The organism is Streptomyces sp. NPDC001204 (assembly GCF_053598035.1).
The window spans coordinates 57633-75844 of sequence record NZ_JBSFJL010000041.1 but is presented as its reverse complement, the minus strand read 5'-3'; the positions used below and the strand labels follow the sequence as shown (position 1 = coordinate 75844).

Genomic DNA, 18212 nt, shown 5'->3' with positions numbered 1-18212 from the left:
CGGCTTCGCCGTCCTCGAGGCCGCCGGCGGCTTCGGACTGCCCTGCGAGGTCACCCGCAGCTACCACCTCCTCGTCGACACCCTGATCACCGGCCTGCAAGCCGACCCCGATGACTCCACATCCCCGGAGGACCGGCATGACCGCCGCCCACCCACCCGCGAACACCCCGAAACCACCCGCTGACGCGAAGATCTCAGCCCTGACACAGCCCGAGGCGACCGTCGGAACGCCAGGCGTGGTCACCGGCCGACCACTGAGCTGGCTGCGAATCGAAGGTCTGGCCGTCGCTGGAGCCGCTCTCGTTGTCTTTGCCACCACCGGGCAGCCCTGGTGGCTGATCCCGGCTCTGTTCTTCGTCCCCGACCTGTCCTGGCTCGCGTACATCGTCGGCCCGCGGGTAGGCGCCTGGACCTACAACCTCGCGCACACCGCGCCGCTGCCGCTGGCACTGCTCGTCGCAGGAGCCGGATGGCACACCAGCGCGCTCACCGTCGCCGGGGCCGTCGGCCTGTTCCACCTCGGTCTCGACCGCCTCATGAAGTACGGCCTCAAGTACGACCACAGCTTCGGCATCACACACCTGGGCGTGCATGGTGACCGCTGACCGGCCAGCGCAACGAACGAGGCCGTACGCAGCTTCCCCGGCGCTGGCCGGGCAGGCCCTGTGCTCCCGAGGCTGCCCTGAAGCGACATGAAGCGCTCTGTATCCTCCGTCACCTTCCGCTGCGGCCATCGCGATAGGCGGCTGCCCATCAACAACCGTTGGCCCATCCATCCGGCTGGTCTGGTCTTGCGACAGGCCGATATTCAGCGTCGGAAACGACGGCGGGTCAGCGTCCGCCACCCGCTCCGGTGCTTCTTCGGCAGCTGGGATAGCGCCTGCCGGGCGACGGCGATGTGGTCGCCGGCGGTGTTGCTGCCCGCGTTGCCCGGCCGAAGCAGACCCGCCACCGGCTCGCCCGAGCCTTCGCGTCCGTGGTCGACGGACGCGAACAGCGGGTGGTGGCCGAAGGTCTTCTTCCAGGTCGCGGCGGCGTCCTGCTTCTCGGAGTGCGCCAGGACCAGCACGCCGTCGATGCCGACGACCACCTCCCCTCCCGCATTCGGCGTCGCATCGCCGGCCAATGTTTCGACCCCGAGCCTGCCGCACTGCCGCCAGTGCTCGCGGGGCCGACCGTGGCAAGGTGCGGCCAGGCGGGAGACGGTCGGATCGGAGGCCACCGGCGCGCACACGCCCGGTTCGGCCAGCATCATCGCCACATCAGACAGGTAGTCCCCGCCCAGCGCGACGGCCAGGGCGAGACCGAGCAGGACCTGGGGAAGAAGAGGACGTACGTCGATTCAGGAGGACACGGCCACCATTCGCGCGTTCCCGGACAACGTGCAGGAGTGCGTGCTGGAATGCCTCGCGCGCTTCCTTCTCTTCATTGAACTCGAACCGTATAAGCTCCACGCGCAACACCACTACAGTGGCGGGCCGCTTCGAACCGTAAGCGTCGGTTGCGCGCACGTTCCCGTGCCGGCGGGACACGGCCGGATCCGAGGCGACTGGCTCGAACACGCCGGGCTTCAGCCCGCAGGACGGCGGAGTCCGACCAGGGCGCGCCGCCCAGCGCGACCGTAAAGGCGAGGTCCGCCGGTCCTGCCCGGCGGGCCATCACCCGTAACGTCCCGGCCTGCGAGACCACCCGTTGTGGCCGCCCGGCACCTGCAGGCGCGGGTAGGAACCGAGACGCCTGCTCACCTGCGAAGTGCCCCCGGCTGACGCCGGAACAGGGACCTCGATAATCCTCGTCCTCGCCGGGCAGAGACATTTCTCGCCGAGTTGATCACCTGCCGGTCATCCCGCTTCATGAAAGCGCAAGGTTGGCCTCACCGATCGCCGGTCCCGCCGAGACGACGTGCCTCGACATACGCCAACTCCCTCACGCACCGCACCGGACGGGTCGCGGTGCATGAGGGATAACCGTCGAGGACAGGGTGGGGCGGCACCCTGGAGGAGGTGTGACGGCGGGAGAGGAGGCGTGATGCGAACCAGCGACGAGGTCTGTCACCGGGTCCGCTGCGACCCGCGGTTCGACCCGGCTCGGTTTGTGCTGGGGATCAGCCAGCGCGGGGTTGTCCGTTGTTGACCAGTTTCCCAGTCCGGTCGTCGCAATGCGAATGTCTCGGACGTCGGCGGGAGTCCGGAAACGGGGCCCGTCCGCTCCTATCTACGAGCGGACGGTGAGCACCAGCTTTCCCGTGACGCGGCCCGTCTCGCCCTGCGTGTGGGCCCTCGCGGCCTCGGCGAGCGGGTACGTGCCGGACACGTGCACGCGCAGCTGCCCGGACTCGACGAGCGCGGCGATCGCGGCCATGCCCGCCCGGTCGTGCTCGGCCAGTACAGCCTTGGCCCGCACCCCCAACGCAGCGGCATGTTCGACTACTTCACCGAAATCACGGGGAAGAATCGATACGAGGACGCCACCTGGCCTGAGTGTCTCCAGTGAACGCAGCCGGTCGTTACCGCCGAGTGGGTCGAGGACCACGTCGATATCGCGGGCCTCCCTCACGAAGTCGGCGGTGCGGTAGTCGATAACCTCATCCGCCCCCAGCCCCCGCACAGAAGCATGCTTAGCAGCGGAAGCCGTGCCGATGACGTACGCACCGCGGGCCTTAGCGATCTGTACGGCGACATGTCCTACGCCGCCGGCCGCCGCGTGCACCAGGACCCGTTGCCCCGGCTGCACCCGGGCAGTGTCGACGAGAGTCTGCCAGGCGGTAAGCGCCACCAGCGGAAGCGCGCCCGCCTCGATGTGGTTCAGTGCTGCGGGCTTGGGCACGAAGGCGCGTGCGGGACCGGTGACGTACTCGGCATGCGAACCGCCTCCGTACGGGTAGGGCAGCATGCCGAACACCTCGTCACCCGGTTCGAAGAGCGAGACGCCGAGGCCGACCGCCTCGACGACGCCGGACACGTCCCAGCCGAGCGTGAACGGGGGCTTTCCGAGGAAGATGCCGTATCTGCGGTGCTTCCAATCGGTGGGGTTGACCCCGGCAGCATGGACGGCCACGAGAATCTGACCGACGCCGGGTTCCGGACGTTCGAGTTCGACCTCCCGGAGGACGTCCGGCTCCCCGAGGGTGTCCTGGGTGATGGCTCGCATCGTGTTCCTGGTCATGGTTACTCGAAATAACGGATCGGGTTCTTGACGAGAATCGTGTCTATGGCGTTCTCGGAAACGCCCGCCACGCGCAGTGCAGGCAGAACATCCTCACTGATGTGCCGATAGTTCCACTTGTCTCCGAAGTCACCGGACTCGAAGAAGTCGATGTAGCAGGAGGCGTCGTGCGAGACGACGATGCTCTCGGCATAGCCCCGGCGAACAAGTTCCACGACGGTCGATACGCGCTGCTCGAACGGCAGGAATGCATCGACGCCGAACCGGTCCATCCCCAGCAGCGAGCCGTTGTCGGCCAGCTCGGTGAGGTATCCGAGATCGGTCGAGTCTCCGGAGTGCCCGATCACGATCTTGGCGGGATCCACGCCTTCCTCGATGAAGAGGCGCTGTGCCACCAGCCCCGACTTGGACGCCGCGTGCGTATGGACGGTGATCGGTGCGCCTGTTTCGACACTGGCCTGCGCCACCGCGCGCATGGTCCGTTCCACTCCGTGAGTCATCCCCGGAGCGTCAATAGCGCACTTGAGGAAGGCAGCGCGCACTCCAGTACCGCCGATGCCCTGCGTGATGTCCTTGATGAACAACTCGGTCAGCGGTTCGGCCATGTCCACGATCTCCCCGGGCCCGCGATAGCTGAACTGCGGGGGAAGGTCATTGAAGGTGTACAGCCCAGTAGCGACGATGATATTGAGATCCGTCTGCTCCGCCACCCTCTGAATGCGCGGGATATAACGGCCGAGCCCGAGAACGGTCGGGTCCATGATCGTGTCGATTCCCAAAGCTTTCAGCCCGTTGAGGTCAGACACCGCCTGGGCGACCTTTTCCTCCTCATCCCACGTCGTGTCGTAGTTGAGCCGGTACTCCTCGCCGATGGCAAACACGTGCTCATGGACGAGGGTCTTCCCGAGCTGAGAGGAGTCGATAATCCCAGCCGCCGTAGGAATCTTAGTCATGCCTTCTCCATATGCGGAAATGCGTCTTGTGCGTGCTCGATCCGGGAGGCGTCCAGGCCGTCGTCCACCGACGACGCCGGAGTGCCTCACCCCGGTGACCGGCGAGTTCCAGTTGACCACTCAAGAGGCCAAGGAGCCATGACTGTTTCGAACAGGATCGTTACCCTGAAGGTATGGATCGGTTGGAAACCCGCGAACTGTACTACTTCGTCACCGTCGCGGAAGAACTGCACTTCGCGAAAGCGGCCGAGCGGTTGGGCATCAGCCAGCCGCCCCTCTCCCGGGCAATCGCCCGCCTCGAACGCCGCGTCGGGACACCACTGCTTCACCGGACCAGCAGGCGCGTGGAGCTGACTCCAGCTGGCGAGTCCTTTCTGGCAGACGCACATGCCATTTTGGAAGCGATCGCGGCAGCCCCGCGCCGCGCCCGCCAGGCGGCCCGCGGAGACCGTCTCATCGTGGCCGCACGGCCGGGAACATCCGCCGGCCTGCTCGCCGAGATACTGCAGGCCTACGAACATCAAGACGACGCCCTGCCCACCCACATCGTCTTCACCGACAACCAGGCAGGTGCACTGCGTGACGGCACGGCCGACGTCGGACTGCTGTGCGGCACCGACGACCTCAGCGAGGTACACACCGAAGAGCTGATCCCCGAGCGTTCGGTCGCATTGGTCCCCTCCGGACACCGCTACGCCGCATACCCCGAGGTGAGCCGCAGTGACCTGCAGCAGGACCCCGCCTATCAACCATGCCCAGCCCCCACCGCCCTCCACGAGATTGTCGACCTCGTGGCGCTCGGCAAGCTCATCGTGGTCGTCGGCGAAAGCATCAAGCACAGGCTCGGCCCCGACGTCGTCGCCGTCCCCATGGCCGACGACCCCGGCACCATGCTGGTCCTTGCCTGGCACCCGCGCAGCCTCGCGGCCAGCCGAAAAGGATTCATACACGCGGCCCGCACAGTCGCCGAAGAACGCTCCACCTCAAACCCCACCACATGAGCACGCCCATCACATGAAGGGACCCCAAGACCCCGGACACCCAAACCGGAACCGGCTGGTTCCTCACGGGGCGCGCCGGCGGATGCCCACCGCGATCGGTTCGACCGGGGCCGCCAGTCCCTCGGCGACCGGAACGGGCCCTCCGGGCGCGTGCCACACCGCCACCTGAAGCGGTGGCGGACTCGGAGTACACGGCGGGGCGGATGCACTCGTCGAGGACGTTTTGAGGCGGGCTTCGACCGGGTGCGGTCGTCATGCATGGGCTTGCTCCCTGGGGTGAGACCGATGCCCAGCTTCCGGACCGTGGAAAGGATCTCCTCCTCGACGTTCCGGGTCCACAGTGAGTACTCGGTGCCGACCCCTCGGGCTTCGGTTCAGTGAGCTCGGACACCTCGAATTTGTCGCCCCACGTCCGATCCCAACAGGCGTTCTGCATGGCCTGGGGCTGCGTGAGCGCCGCTTGTGCGTTCCTTCCACATGTGAATTTACAAGCGTTAAGGGTTGTCCCGTAACTGCTGGTCAGGGGTGAGATGATCTTGCCGTGGCTGGTGTGATCACGGCGTCGGAGTCGTCCTGGATAGCCCCGTTCACCGGACTGAGCCCACGGCAGTTCGGCAAGTTGGTCACCGCGCTGCGGCGCGAGGGCGCCGACCCGGTCCGCAAGGGCCAGCCCTGGAGCCTGCCACTGGAGGACCGGGTCCTGCTGGTCGCCGCGTACTGGCGCACGAACCTCACCCTGCGCCAACTGGCTCCGTTGTTCGGGGTGTCGAAGTCCGCGGCCGACCGGATCGTCGACCACCTCGGCCCGTCGCTCGCGCTCCAGCCCCGCAGACGGTTCCGCAAGGACACCGTGCTGATCGTGGACGGCACCCTGGTGCCCACCCGCGACCACACCATTGCCGAGAAGTCGAAGAACTATCGGTACTCCACCAACCACCAGGTCGTCATCGAAGCCGACACCCGGCTCGTCGTCGCCGTCGGCCGGCCACTACCCGGCAACCGCAACGACTGCAAGGCGTGGGAACTGTCCGGGGCGAAGGACGCCGTCGGTAAGACCACGGTGATCGCGGACGGCGGCTACCGCGGCACCGGCCTGGTCATACCCCACCGCCGCGAACGCGGCCAGGGCGAACTCCCGGCCTGGAAAGAGGAACACAACGCCTCGCACCGCAAGGTCCGTGCCCGCGTCGAGCACGCCTTCGCCCGCATGAAGACCTGGAAGATCCTCCGCAACTGCCGCCTGAAAGGCGACGGCGTCCATCACGCCATGCTCGGCATCGCCCGTCTCCACAACCTCACCCTCGTCGGCTGACGAAGGAAACGGGCAGGTCAACCAGCACGTCGTAGATCATTTACGGGACAGCGCTTAGGTCACGATTACGGCATGCGCCACTGCCGCTACTGAGGACACCCGAAAGCTCATCTGCAACACGTGCTCACGGCGATTGCCGTGACATCGAGCGCCTCAGCGTCCTGTCACTGCCGGAGGAAATCCCCTCACCACGGCCACCGATCGCCTTCCAGACCTTACTAGACGAGCACGAGATCGCCCGGTCGAAATCCTGGCTCACCCTAGGGGCTTCACGCCCTCCCGAACCCCGGCTGACCAGCACGTTCCCATCCCCGCGAGCAGCACCAGCTCACCGGAGCTGTGGAACCCGGCGCCTACCCGACCCGACAGCCGGGCGCTCAACCTGCCCAGACCCCGAAAATCCCCACCAACACCCACCACAAAGGGTCCGTCAGCAACCTGACGGACCCTCGTGTAGGGTCGGGGGCTGGCGCGGTGGCGGAGTACGTCCGCTCCGTTTCCAGCCCCCGCCGCATCGGACCGTGCATGCGGTTCTCCCGCACACGGCTCACCGACGCCGTTCACCACCGGCATTCGGCCTGCCCCGCCAGTCCCGGAAGGGCCTGGGGGCGACGACGGTCCCGTGCAGAGCAACTGGCCCCCAGCGAGTCGGCGGAGGCGAACGCCACCACCGACCAGTCGAATCTTCGGCTGCGCCGATGCTTCTTGGCGAGGAACGCGCCGATCCGCATCCGCGCGTAGGAGCCGATCTGGTCGAAGCGGTGGGCCGAGTTCCCGAAGCGGAAATACGCGCCCCACCCGCGAAGGAACGCATTCACGTCCTCCACGATCACCTTGAACGGCAGCAACAGCCTGCGCCGGTTCGTCAGTTCACGGATCCGGTCACGGGCATGCTGCATCGCCCTAGGTGAGCTGCGCGATCTGCTCCCTCGTCACCCGCTGCGCGGCGATCTTCCCCTCCAGCTGCGCCAGTACCGTCCCGAGGGTCAGCTCCCCGCCGCTCATGCGCTGCGCCAGGCCGCAGCGGTGGCCCCGGTCAGCCAGCGCACTATCACCACGGCCATCGCTCAGTAGACCCACGACTCCGAACTGCGCCGGCAGGTGCTCGTAGTCGGCACCAGCCTGCGGTGCAGCATCAAGATCCCGTAGGCGCGCTCCACGGTCACCGCCCCTCGCCCATCACCCTCGCAATGGGCGATGTCGTGACTCAGGTAGAGATGCCAGATTCCGCCTCTTGCTGCGCGTAGCCCGCAACGGGTGGCGACAGGGTGGGGGCAGGTCGGCGCAGGGTGAGGGCGATGCCGACGCCGAGGAGGGTGAGGGCGGCCGCGGTGAAGCCTGCAGTGCGCAGGCCGGGGACGAGGTCGGGGCCGGTCGTGGTGTGGAGGCCGGAGTTGGCGATGGCGACCAGGATCGCCAGGCCGACGGCGGAGCCGATCTGCTGGGTGGTGGAGGCCATGGCCGAGGCGATGCCCTGATGGTGGACATCGACTCCGGTTCCAGCCGCGACAAACATGGCGGTCCAGGCGATGCCCTGGCCGAGGCTGAGCAGGACGACGCCGGGCAGCAGGACCGGGTAACTGCCGCCGGGGGACATCGCCAGGGCCAGGACTGTCATGCCGACGGCTCCCAGGAGCAGGCCGGTGATGATGGTGGCGCGGATGCCGACCTTGCCGAGCAGCTTCTCGCTGAGCTTCGTGCCGACCATGCCCACCAGCGCCGAGGGCAGAAACGCCAGGCCGGTGGCCAGGGCGCCGTAGCCGCGGACGTTCTGCAGGTAGACGGTGAAGAAGTAGTACTGGGCGCCGAAGGTGCCCATGAAGACGAAGGTGATGCCCATCGCGGCGACCAGGCTGCGGTTGCGGAACAGGCGCAGCGGCATCAGTGGGTGGGCGGTGCGGGCTTCGATGAGCAGGAACAGCCCGATGAACAGCACGCCGGCCAGCAGCGCGCCAATGGTCTCGGCGGAGGTCCAGCCGGCCTCGGGGCCCTGTACGACGGCGAAGACGAGGGCGGTGAAGCCGACCGTTGCAGTCAGAGAACCGGCCAGGTCGAAGCTGCGGCCCCGCTCACGCGGCGGATCCTTGGGGACGATGGCGAAGGCCGCGGCGGCGGCGCCTAGGGCGAGGGGGACGTTGACGTAGAAGACGGCTTCCCAGCCGAAGTAATTGGTCAGGATGCCGCCCAGCAGGGAGCCGAGTGCCAGGCCGACGGCCCCAGCGCCGCCCCAGATCGCAAGGGCCCGGTTGCGTGCGGCGCCTTCGGTGAAGGTGGTGGCGATCAGGGAAAGGGTGGCGGGCAGCAGGAGGGCGCCGCCGAGGCCCTGGACGGCGCGGGCGGCCACGAGCAGTTGGGGGTCGGTGGCGAGTCCGCCGGCCAGAGAGGACAGGCCGTAGAGGGTCAGGGCAGTGGAGAAGATGCGGCGCTGGCCGAGGATGTCGGCGGCCCGGCCGCCCAGCAGCAGGAAGCCGCCGAAGGCTACGGCGTAGCCGCTGACGACCCACTGCAGGCTGTGCGTGTCGAAGCCGACTTCGCGGCCGATCTCCGGTAGGGCGACGTAGACGATGTTGTAGTCGATGGCGCTGATGAACTGGGCGAACGCCAGCAGCGCCAGCAACAGCCCGGTCCCGCGTCGCGAGGAGGGGGACGACATGAGAAGACAGCCTTTCATTAATAAGCGGTTGACCGCTTACATGATGGATCAAAGTAACGGGCCGCCCGGAGCGGCCCGGTTTGACGCCCTACCTAGGCGCGTAGCGTGCGTGCCCAGGGGGCGTCGACGGAGGCGGCGTCGATCGCCACCACGGCATTGCTGAGCAGGCCGTTGGCGAAGTGGCGGCGGATCTGCTCATCCGAGGCGCCGGAGACGGCGCGGACGTACTCGACCTGCTTGGCGTAGCAGGTGCGCACCGCCTCACCGATGACCGGCTCACTCGCGCTGCATTGGGCGTGCATGAGAATCATGAGGACGTCCCGGTCGGCGATGACGTCGTCGTACGAGGCCGTCATCGCCTTCAGGACCGCTTCCGGATCGGTGCTGTGCACCGATGCTGCCGCCGACGCGGCAGCATCCCGCAGGCGGCCCGAGCAGTAGTCGACCAGGGCTGCGAACAGTGTCTCTTTGTCCTTGAACAGCCGGTACAGGTAACCCTGCGAAATACCGGCGGCCTTGGCCACGTCCATCGTCGAGGTCCCGTAGTACCCGCGCTCGGCGAACGCCTTGATCGCCGTACGCATGACCGTCGCCCGGCGCTCCTCGGCGGTGGAACGCTGTCGTGCCCTTGCTTCCATGAAAGTAATTAACCACTCGCATCTGGAGGGTGTCAACCCCGCGCCCGGTCACCCACGACGAAGGCCGCCACCGAGGCGAGGATGGCAGCTTCCAGCATCGAAGGCGACGCGGCTGCGGCGGCAATGATGACGGTGACCCCAGGCTTCGCCAATCGCGATCACCTGCCGTCGCCCGGTCGCTGTTGACGCGATTTAGCTAATGAGATTAGCTACTAGCTAATAATATTAACCAACTCTGGGGGATGTCATGACCGAGTACCTTGCCGTCGACGGCGGCACGATCGCTTACGAGGTGGCGGGGTCCGGCCCGCTGATCGTTCTCGCGCACGGCATGGGCGACAGCCGTGCCGCGTACCGTGCTGTGATCCCGCAGCTGGTGGCGGCGGGTCACCGGGTTGCCGCGGTCGATCTGCGCGGCTGCGGCGAGTCCAGCGTCGGCTGGCCGGACTGGAGCCGCACCGCCATCGCGGGCGACCTGCTTGCCGTGATCCGCCACCTGGGCGGCCCGGCCGTGCTCGTCGGACACTCGATCTCCGGCGGTGCCGCCACCATCGCCGCAGCGCAGGAGCCCTTGCTGATCACCCGCAGAGTCCGACGTGGACCACGCCCTGCGCACGCTCCGCAGCCTCTGCCACGGCTTCGCCACGCTGCAGGCGGACAACGGCTTCCAGTCGAGCGCCGACATCGACGACAGCTTCGAGTGGCTGACGGGGCCTGCGCGCCATGTGAGAGGGCGGTATGAGATCTGATGCTCGATTCTTCGTTTCGTGCGGGACAAGTGGGCAGGTCGTCGCGACGTCGGTCGACTACGGTCGAGGCTGAGTGAACAAGCCTGGCTCGGTCTCGGTCAGGATCCCGTGACCGGCCAGCCGCTTGAGCTTGAGGCGGACGTTGTTGATGTTGTTGGGCGAGAACGCCTCGCACACCTACCGCGCACGCAGCGGATGGTCGGCCGCGGTGAACACCGCCATGATCTGCTGGTAGGCCGGATGGTCCGGCAGTTTCGGGTCGGGCAGCTCCAGCAGTGTCTTGCGGGTGATCAGGTTTCTTCGGCAGCCCGGACGAGTTCGTCGAGCTGTGTGGTCAGCCACGTGATCTGTTCCCGCGTGGTCTCGGCCTACGCGGTGATCTCGCGTTCCCGCTCCTCCAGCCTTGCCAGCACCGCACCGAGCGTCAACTCTCCGCGGTCATGCGGTGCGCCAGGCAGGCACGGTCACCGAGGTCAACCGGCGCAGTATCACCGCGGTCATCGCCCAGCACACCCACGACTCCGAACTGCGGGGCAGATGCTCGTAGTCGCGCACCAGCCTCCGGTGCAACATTAAGATCCCATGGGCGCATTCCACGACCCACCGCTTGGCCTGGGGGAACGAACCCGGTCTGCGTGAACATCACGTCAACTATGTCCTGAGCCTCACATAACAGATCCGCACCATCAGTCGTCCGACCGGGCACGTCGCATACGCACCCGCTCTACCGCGGCCTGGCCCTGCGGAGTGATACCAGCGCCCTGCGCGTACCTCATGCCCACGAATTACCGCAGGGGCCAAACGATGTGATTCCTGACAACTCAATGCAAACATCAATAAATACCATTAAACTCGGCTGCCGCCTGGCGGCAACGGTGCGCTACCGACACCAACATGTGAGAAGACCTCACCCTGGGAAGGCGAAGGCAGGTTCTGATGCGGTTCGTTGCTCGACAGGCGGAGCGACGGGAGATCGACAGGCTGGTGGCTTCGGCGGCGGCCGGGGGCGGTGGCGCGCTCGTGGTGGCCGGTGAGGCAGGCATCGGCAAGTCGGCGCTACTCGACACCGCGGTCGGTGCGCTGGAAGGGCATACGGTGCTGCGTGCCGCAGGGGCGGAGTTCGAGCAGGACCTGCTCTACGCGGCCCTGCACCAGTTGTGCGCGCCGGTTCTCGATCATCGGCAGGCACTTCCTCCAGTTCAGCGGGAGGCGCTGGAGGCGGTGTTCGGCCTCAGGGAGCAAACGTCGCCTGACCCCCTGACGGTTGGTCTCGCCGTTCTGGGTTTGTTGAAAGAGCTCTCCCAGAAGCGTCCGGTGTGCTGCATGGTGGACGACGCCCAGTGGGTCGACGACGCCTCACGGCGAGCGCTGGTCTTCGTGGCCCGGCGAGTGTCAGCCGAGCGGATCGCGGTGGTGTTCGCCGCGCGTGACGTCAGTGTGGTGCCCGGTCTTGCGGATCTTCCGCGGTTGGCTCTCACAGGTCTGGGTGAGGATGACGCTCGGACCGTTCTTGGGACGGCGGCGCCGGCCGGACTGGATACTGAGGTGTTCGACCGGATTCTGGCCGAGGCTCGCGGCAACCCGCTGGCGCTGCTGGAGTTCGTGCACGACACGGGACCCTTCGGGGTACCCAGTCCACGGCGCTCTCGGGCAAGTGTTGTGGAGGCGCTGGAGGAACAATTCGTCCACCGCTTCGAGCGGTTGCCTGCCGCCGCCCGGCCGCTCGTGGTGCTTGCGGCGGCGGAGCCGCTCGGTGATCTCGGCCTGCTGCGACGCGCCGCGAAAGTCCTTGAGCTGGATACCGCGGAGCTCGGCGCGGTGGAGGACGCTGGGTTGCTGACCCTTGGTCCCCGGCTGCGCTTCCGCCATCCGCTTGTACGCTCCGCGGCGTACGCGTCGGCCACCCCGGAGACGCGTCGACGTGTGCACGCTGCCCTCGCCGCGACGACCGATCCCGAGACGGACGTCGACCGAAAGGCGTGGCACCGGGCGCATGCGGTGGTGGAGGCCAACGAGGACGTGGCCGCAGAGCTAGAACGGTGCGCAAAGGGTGCCTGCTTGCGCGGCGGGTTCGCCGCGGCGGCGGCATTCATGGAGCGGGCGGCGCAGCTGACGCCCGCCGCCGGCCGACGGGCCGGTCGGCTCCTCGCAGCGGCACAGCTGCGGCTGCGGGCCGGCGCCCCCACCGCTGCGCGCGCGCTCGTCGCCCAAACCGAGCTTCTCCCGATGGACGACCGCGGCCACGCAGAGGCGCACCTACTGCGTGCACGAGTGGACTTCCAGCTGGGCCACAGCCCGCAGGCCACCGCCCGGCTCGTGGAAACCGCCGCCGAACTGGCCCCCGACCAGGCCCGGGAGACGTACCTGGAGGCGTTCGCGTCGTTCATGTACAACGATAACCAGCCCAGTCTGCTCCAGCGGCTCGGCGCTCGGATCCGCGAACGGGCACCGCAGCGAGAGCCTGCCCGGCCGATCGATCTACTGCTCGACGCTCTCCTGGACCAGATCATGCTGCCGGTCGAGCGCGCGGTGCCCGCGATGCGCGAAGCGGCGGCGGCGTGCCGCGCTTCGTCGGCGGGACCCTGGCGAATGAATCTCGTGTGCCAACTCGCGATCGACTTGCGCGACGACGAACTGATGGAGGAGATAGCCGATCGCCAAGTGGCGGTGGCCCGGGAGCAAGGTGCTCTCGCCACGCTGCCGCAGGCCCTGCGCTACCAGGCGGTCTCCAGGATCTCGGTCGGACGGTTCGACGACGCCACGGCGCATCTCGACGAGGCCCGGGACCTCGATGAGGCGGCGGGCACGGCCCCGCTCCTGGGGGCCGAACTCGTCTGCATCGCTTTCCGCGGCGACCTCGACCGGTACCGTGAAGTGCGGGAACTGATAGGACGCGACGGACGACCGCGCGAGACCGTGGGCGAGCACTACGCCCTGGCTGTGCTGCACAACGGGCTCGGCAACTACGAGGCAGCGCTGGACGCCGCACTCGCCTCCCAGCGCAGGCACCGGGCCGGCTCCTACTCGATCTGGGCGATCTACTCCGAACTCGTCGAGGCTGCGGCGCGCTTGGGCCGCGGCAAGGACGCCGACGTAGCCATGGACCATCTTGATGCGCTGGCCCGCGCCAACCCCGTCCCGTGGGCGCTCGCCGAATACGCGCAGGCGCGGGCGCTCCTTGGTCGGGGAGACCCTGACGCGCTGTACCGGGAGGCGATCGACCACTTCGCCCGGACCCGGGTACGGACGCTGCACGCCCGTGCCCGGCTGACGTATGGGGAGTGGCTGCGCCGGGAACGCCGCCGCGCCGAGGCCCGTGTCGAGTTGCGGGCGGCGCACGAGATGCTGACAGACATGGGTGCCCGCGGATTCGCCGAGCGCGCCGCCCGGGAACTGCGGGCCGTCGGCGAGCACCCGCCACGCCCGAGCGGCGAGCACCCGCTCGCACGGCTCTCCGCACAGGAACGCGTCATCGCCGAGAAGGTAGCCGCCGGAGCGGCGTCCAAGGAGGTGGCTGCGATGCTGTTCCTCAGCCCGCGCACGGTGGACACCCACCTACGCAACACGTACCGCAAACTGGGCATCTCCTCACGCCGTCAGCTCCGCGACATGCTCTTCTGAGAGGTCGTTCCACTATTCGTCGGAGATCTCTCGCGGTCTGGCCTTGGAAATCTTGGGGTTGTACTGGATCCGGTCCCCGGGTCGGAAGGGATCCAGTGGATTGTGGTGAGCGTGCGGGCGGCTGTCCCTGCGGTCGAGCGGGACCGGGTTGCCCAGCGGGCCGTGCCGGTCTTGATCCGGAACTCGTAGAAGCTGCGGACGACCGTGTTGCTCCGCCGGATCGTCCGGAGCTGGTACTGATCTCCCGGGTGCCGTTTACGGGTGATCGGGTTGAGGAGACCGTCCGGCATGTGATCCACCGGTTCGACGAGATCGGCTTGGCCGGCCCGGCGAGGAAGCGGGGCGCGGAGCGGGCGCGGATCGCATCCTGAGGGCAAGGCTGGCGCCCCGGGCCTGCTCCGTACGATGAGGCCTAATCGTCCCGCGCCAACCGCGCCTACCTGCGCAAACGTCACACCAAGGCGGCCATCCCGGAAAAGAAGAACCAGGCCGCCAACAGCAAGAAGAAGGGCAGCCGAAGCGGCCGTCCCGTCACTTACGACGCCATCTTTACCGTGACCGCAACACCGTCGAGTGACTGATCAACCGGCTGAAGGACTGGCGCAGCATCGCCACTCCGACAAGACGCCCGAGAGCCCATCAACGTCCTCGGAGAGGACCCTGCGCTTCACCGAACTCCACGCCCGGATCGAGGGCGTCAGCCACAAGATGCTCACCCAGACCCTGCGCCACCTGGAGCGCGACGGCCTGGTGGACCGCACGGTCCATCCCCAGGTCCCACCCCGCGTCGACTACCGCCTCACCGAGACTGGTCAAGCCTCGCGCGCCATCGTCAACGGGATGTGCGGCTGGCCCCGCACCTACCTCGACCACATAGAAACCGCCCGGCGCCGCTTCGACGCCCAGCTGTCCTGAGCCCGGCCCGTCCTCCACCACCTCGGTGGCCTCACGCACCATCACCGACCCCGCAATGCTGCAGCGCAGGCTGCTGCTGCGTGTTCCTCCGCGCGACGAAGGGGTGTCGTCGACCGGCCGGCACTCGGCATATGACGAATGTCATGCCCGTACGGTGCGAACCGCACGGGAGCTGGTTATCCGTGGCACTGCCCCGCGCGGCCCCATTCCAAGACGCTGATGTCATGAGTCAGAACCAGACTTTCACCAGGCCCGACGCGTCGGTCTCGCAAAGCGCCGGCTCCGCAACGCGGCCGCGGCGCCGTGGCCCTCGTCCCGTCCCACCGGGCGTTGAGTACCACCGCGTGCTGCGGAGCGACAAGCGGCGCGTCGGCCGCGGCATCCTGGCGATCGTGCTGCTGCTCGTCGGCCTGTTCGGCTTCGGCGGCATCATCGGCTACGTCGGCGGCCAGATCGACCTGCACGTGTTGGGCAGGCACAACGTCATCGCCGGCGGTACTGAGTTCACTCCGATCATGCAACTGGGTAACGCCCTCTCGATTGCGATCCTCATCCCGTGGAGCATGCTCATCCAGCGCTGGCTGTACGGCGTGAAGGGCTCCTCGCTGAGCTCCGTCGCCTCGACGCTGCGCCCCGCGATCATCGGTCGCGCCGTGATGATCGTGTTGCCCGTCTGGGCTGTGTACATGGCGATCTTCACGGCCGTCGCGCCCTACCAGCTGGCCGACTGGGCCGTCTCCGACCTGATCCTGCTATTCGTGATCACCGTCGTCGTCACGCCGTACCAGGCGGCCGGCGAGGAGTACGGCCTGCGGGGCCTGGTATTCCGCGTCGCCGGGAGCTGGGGCCGCGGACCGCGCACCTCGCTCGTGCTGGGCATCACCGTCTCGGCAATCGTGTTCGCCGCGATCCACCTCTCCAGCGACATGTGGCTGAACGCCTACTACCTTGCGCTCGCCGTTGGCTGGGCCCTCATCACCTGGCGCACCGGGGGCCTGGAAACCTCGGTCGTCATGCATGCCGCGAACAATGTGCTCGCATTCCTGCTGCTCCTGACGCTGCACACCGACCCGGTCGCCGGCGGCGACCGCTCGGCGGGCGTCGGCTCGGCCATCTTCCTGCTGCCGATCGCGTTGGTGGCGATCTTCAGCGCGGTGATCTGGATTCGTACCCGCAAGACAGGCCCGGCGCGCACCCCCGCGCTCGAGCCGTCCGGGTTCGCGTCCTAGCTAGGAGGCGCGGGCAGAATGGGGGTCATGAGCGATTGGCCCGTGGTCAGCGCACGGAGGTTCGAAGCCTTCGTGCGCTGGTCCACGTATTCCGTGATCGTCACTCCGATCGTCACGATGGTCGGCGTCATCGCCGGCTCCGATCCGCTCGCCGGCGGACATGCTGTCACGTTCGTTACCGCGATGCTTCTCGCCGTCGCTCTCATCGTCGCCAACGTGTTCGTCAGCCGGTGGAGTTTCGATGTGTTCGCCAGCCGCGCGCGCCGTCTGCCCGTCACCGGTGTGATCGCGTGGGCAGCGCTCCTCATCGGGTTCGTCACCGTCGCGCTCACCATTCCCGTCCCGGTGATGGCGGTGACGGTGGCCTCTGCGATCGGCTCGGTCGGCGCGAGCTTGGTGCCGGCGCTGGACAGCCGTCGCACGTTGCTGCTGAACGCCGCGATCATTGTGCTGGCCGTGCCGCTTGCCGCGTTCGTCGACGTCGCGCTGCTCATCGTGAGCGCGCTGATCGTCAGCTTGGCGCTATGGGCGTGCTGGTCGAGCGTGTGGATGCTCCGCGTGCTGGGCGAGCTGCAGCGCGCGCACCAGGACCGCGCCGAGCTCGACCTGGCGAACGAGCGATTGCGGATCTCGCATGACCTGCATGACGTGTTCGGCCGCACTCTCGCGGCGATCGCCGTGAAGACGGAGCTCGCATCGGAGCTGGTTCGCCGCGGTCGTGACGAGCGCGCCGCCGACGAGCTGGCCCAGGTGCGTAGTCTGGCCGCGGAGGCTGGGGCTGAGGTCCGCAGGGTCGTGCGCGGCGAACTGCGGACCACGTGGGACGGGGAGCTTGCTGGCGCGCGATCCCTGCTCGGGTCCGCCGGCATCCGCTGCACCATCGCGGGCGACCCGGTGCCGTCCGGCGCGGCCGAGGCCCTCGCCTGGGTCGTGCGCGAAGGAGTCACCAACGTACTGCGCCACTCCGCGGCGACCCAGATGACCATCGCGACGTCGGTCGACGATGGCGAAGTGCTGCTCACACTTGCCAACGACGGGGCAGGGATGACGCAGCCATCCGTCGCGGATCCGAGCGGCGGTACTGGGCTGCGCGCCATGGCGCAGCGCGTCGACAAGCTCGGCGGCAGCCTTGAGACACGGCGCGACGGAGACTGGTTCCTGTTGGACGCCACCGTCCCGCTCTCCGAAAGAAAGAAGGACGCATGATCCGGATCCTGGTCGCCGACGACGAGATCCTCATCCGCGACGCGATCGCCGGGCTGCTCGACCTCGAGGACGGCTTCGAGGTCGTCGGACGCGCCGACTCGGGCGATGAGGCGCTCGCCGCGGCGCGGCGGCTGCGCCCCGACGTCGCACTGCTGGACCTGCAGATGCCGGAGCCTGACGGCATCGAGGTCGCACGGCGCCTCGCAGGCGAGCTGCCCGACTGTCGGTGTGTCATCGTCACAAGCCACGGCCGTCCCGGCTATCTGAAGTCGGCGCTCGCGGCTGGCGCACGCGGGTTCCTGCCGAAGACGGTTTCGGCCCGCACCCTCGCACAGGTGGTACGCAAGGTCGCCGCCGGCGGCCGGCATGTCGATCCGGAGCTCGCGGCGGAGGCGATCGGCGCGGGAGATTCCCCGCTCACGCCACGCGAGGCCGACGTGCTCGCGCTGGCGTGGGACGGCGCGCCCGCGGAGGAGATCGCGCGGCGGGTGTCGCTGTCGCGCGGCACGGTGCGCAACTATCTCGCCGCGGCGATCGCCAAGCTCGGGGCGGCGAATCGTCACGAGGCCGCGCGCATCGCCGTTGAGCGAGGCTGGATCTGACTCCGAACGGTCTGCCGAAACGCGACGGCGATAGCGAACCGATGACCACGGGCCGACCGGCCGATCACCCCGCGATCGCCTCGGAGCCTTGGGGGCCACTCGTGGCTGCGGCGGATCGCGGCATACTGGTGGCGGGAGCGCGTCGGCCACCACCCCGGCCTGCTTGAG

Annotated in this window: 15 protein-coding genes and 5 pseudogenes; 12 read left to right on the top strand and 8 right to left on the bottom strand. The window is 67.9% G+C overall.

The window, feature by feature from the left end:
• Positions 1–184 (top strand): TetR-like C-terminal domain-containing protein (locus ACWC91_RS36790; protein ID WP_450726229.1); only part of this gene is annotated, 184 nt, incomplete at its 5' end.
• On the top strand, positions 138–605 hold the full coding sequence (locus ACWC91_RS36785) for a DUF4260 domain-containing protein (RefSeq protein ID WP_281155292.1): 468 nt from the start codon (positions 138–140) through the stop codon (positions 603–605). The genes ACWC91_RS36790 and ACWC91_RS36785, both read left to right, overlap by 47 nt.
• A 221-nt stretch (positions 606–826) precedes the next feature.
• On the opposite strand, the pseudogene ACWC91_RS36780 reads toward ACWC91_RS36785, so the two are convergent.
• The 3 genes and pseudogenes from ACWC91_RS36780 to ACWC91_RS36770 all read right to left on the bottom strand — a co-directional run.
• Positions 827–1318, bottom strand: a pseudogene (locus ACWC91_RS36780) (transposase); the annotation flags it as partial.
• An 896-nt stretch (positions 1319–2214) separates the two neighbouring features.
• Positions 2215–3165, bottom strand: a complete 951-nt coding sequence (locus ACWC91_RS36775) for an NADP-dependent oxidoreductase (RefSeq protein WP_450640820.1) — start codon at positions 3163–3165, stop codon at positions 2215–2217.
• A 2-nt stretch (positions 3166–3167) separates the two neighbouring features.
• Positions 3168–4118, bottom strand: coding sequence for a phosphotriesterase family protein (locus ACWC91_RS36770; RefSeq protein WP_281155294.1), 951 nt, complete (start codon positions 4116–4118; stop codon positions 3168–3170).
• A gap of 173 nt (positions 4119–4291) precedes the next feature.
• Between ACWC91_RS36770 and ACWC91_RS36765 the strand changes: the two genes are divergently transcribed.
• A complete protein-coding gene (locus tag ACWC91_RS36765; protein WP_281155295.1) occupies positions 4292–5119 on the top strand; it encodes a LysR family transcriptional regulator in 828 nt (275 codons plus the stop codon).
• 66 nt (positions 5120–5185) lie between these two features.
• Here ACWC91_RS36765 and ACWC91_RS36760 read toward each other — a convergent pair.
• A pseudogene (locus ACWC91_RS36760) lies at positions 5186–5379 on the bottom strand (hypothetical protein); the annotation flags it as partial.
• 281 nt (positions 5380–5660) lie between these two features.
• Here ACWC91_RS36760 and ACWC91_RS36755 point away from each other — a divergent pair.
• Positions 5661–6431 carry a transposase gene (locus ACWC91_RS36755; protein WP_281155296.1) on the top strand — a complete coding sequence of 257 codons (771 nt, stop codon included), beginning with the start codon at positions 5661–5663 and terminating at the stop codon, positions 6429–6431.
• A 560-nt stretch (positions 6432–6991) separates the two neighbouring features.
• Here the strand turns inward: ACWC91_RS36755 and ACWC91_RS36750 are convergent.
• The 3 genes from ACWC91_RS36750 to ACWC91_RS36740 all read right to left on the bottom strand — a co-directional run bounded on the left by ACWC91_RS36750 (position 6992) and on the right by ACWC91_RS36740 (position 9722).
• Complete coding sequence (locus ACWC91_RS36750; RefSeq protein ID WP_281155297.1) at positions 6992–7330, bottom strand: group II intron maturase-specific domain-containing protein; 339 nt, start codon at positions 7328–7330, stop codon at positions 6992–6994.
• A 308-nt stretch (positions 7331–7638) separates the two neighbouring features.
• The gene (locus ACWC91_RS36745) at positions 7639–9084 is read right to left on the bottom strand and encodes an MFS transporter (protein ID WP_281155298.1); all 1446 of its coding nucleotides are present in this window, start codon (positions 9082–9084) and stop codon (positions 7639–7641) included.
• 92 nt (positions 9085–9176) lie between these two features.
• On the bottom strand, positions 9177–9722 hold the full coding sequence (locus tag ACWC91_RS36740; RefSeq protein WP_281155299.1) for a TetR/AcrR family transcriptional regulator: 546 nt from the start codon (positions 9720–9722) through the stop codon (positions 9177–9179).
• Positions 9723–9969: 247 nt separating this feature from the next.
• On the opposite strand from ACWC91_RS36740, the pseudogene ACWC91_RS36735 reads away from it, so the two are divergent.
• Positions 9970–10326, top strand: a pseudogene (locus ACWC91_RS36735) (alpha/beta fold hydrolase); the annotation flags it as partial.
• A pseudogene (locus ACWC91_RS36730) lies at positions 10310–10471 on the top strand (TetR-like C-terminal domain-containing protein); the annotation flags it as partial. The pseudogenes ACWC91_RS36735 and ACWC91_RS36730, both read left to right, overlap by 17 nt.
• 177 nt (positions 10472–10648) lie before the next feature.
• Here the strand turns inward: ACWC91_RS36730 and ACWC91_RS36725 are convergent.
• Positions 10649–10813: a hypothetical protein gene (locus ACWC91_RS36725; protein WP_281155300.1), complete on the bottom strand. Its 165-nt coding sequence runs from the start codon at positions 10811–10813 to the stop codon at positions 10649–10651.
• Between the two features lie 594 nt (positions 10814–11407).
• On the opposite strand from ACWC91_RS36725, the gene ACWC91_RS36720 reads away from it, so the two are divergent.
• The 6 genes and pseudogenes from ACWC91_RS36720 (at position 11408) to ACWC91_RS36695 (ending at position 18044) form a co-directional block, all read left to right on the top strand.
• A complete protein-coding gene (locus ACWC91_RS36720) occupies positions 11408–14092 on the top strand; it encodes an AAA family ATPase (protein ID WP_281155301.1) in 2685 nt (894 codons plus the stop codon).
• Positions 14093–14496: 404 nt separating this feature from the next.
• Positions 14497–14666: pseudogene (locus ACWC91_RS36715) on the top strand (IS5 family transposase); the annotation flags it as partial.
• A gap of 23 nt (positions 14667–14689) precedes the next feature.
• Positions 14690–15007, top strand: a complete 318-nt coding sequence (locus ACWC91_RS36710; protein ID WP_450640848.1) for a winged helix-turn-helix transcriptional regulator — start codon at positions 14690–14692, stop codon at positions 15005–15007.
• A 224-nt stretch (positions 15008–15231) separates the two neighbouring features.
• Positions 15232–16236 (top strand): CPBP family intramembrane glutamic endopeptidase, encoded by a 1005-nt coding sequence (locus tag ACWC91_RS36705; protein ID WP_281155302.1) that lies wholly within the window; start codon positions 15232–15234, stop codon positions 16234–16236.
• Positions 16237–16263: 27 nt separating this feature from the next.
• Positions 16264–17442 (top strand): sensor histidine kinase, encoded by a 1179-nt coding sequence (locus ACWC91_RS36700; protein ID WP_281155303.1) that lies wholly within the window; start codon positions 16264–16266, stop codon positions 17440–17442.
• Positions 17439–18044: a response regulator transcription factor gene (locus ACWC91_RS36695; protein ID WP_281155304.1), complete on the top strand. Its 606-nt coding sequence runs from the start codon at positions 17439–17441 to the stop codon at positions 18042–18044. The genes ACWC91_RS36700 and ACWC91_RS36695 overlap by 4 nt, the downstream gene beginning before the upstream one ends.
• The last annotated feature ends 168 nt before the right edge of the window (positions 18045–18212 follow it).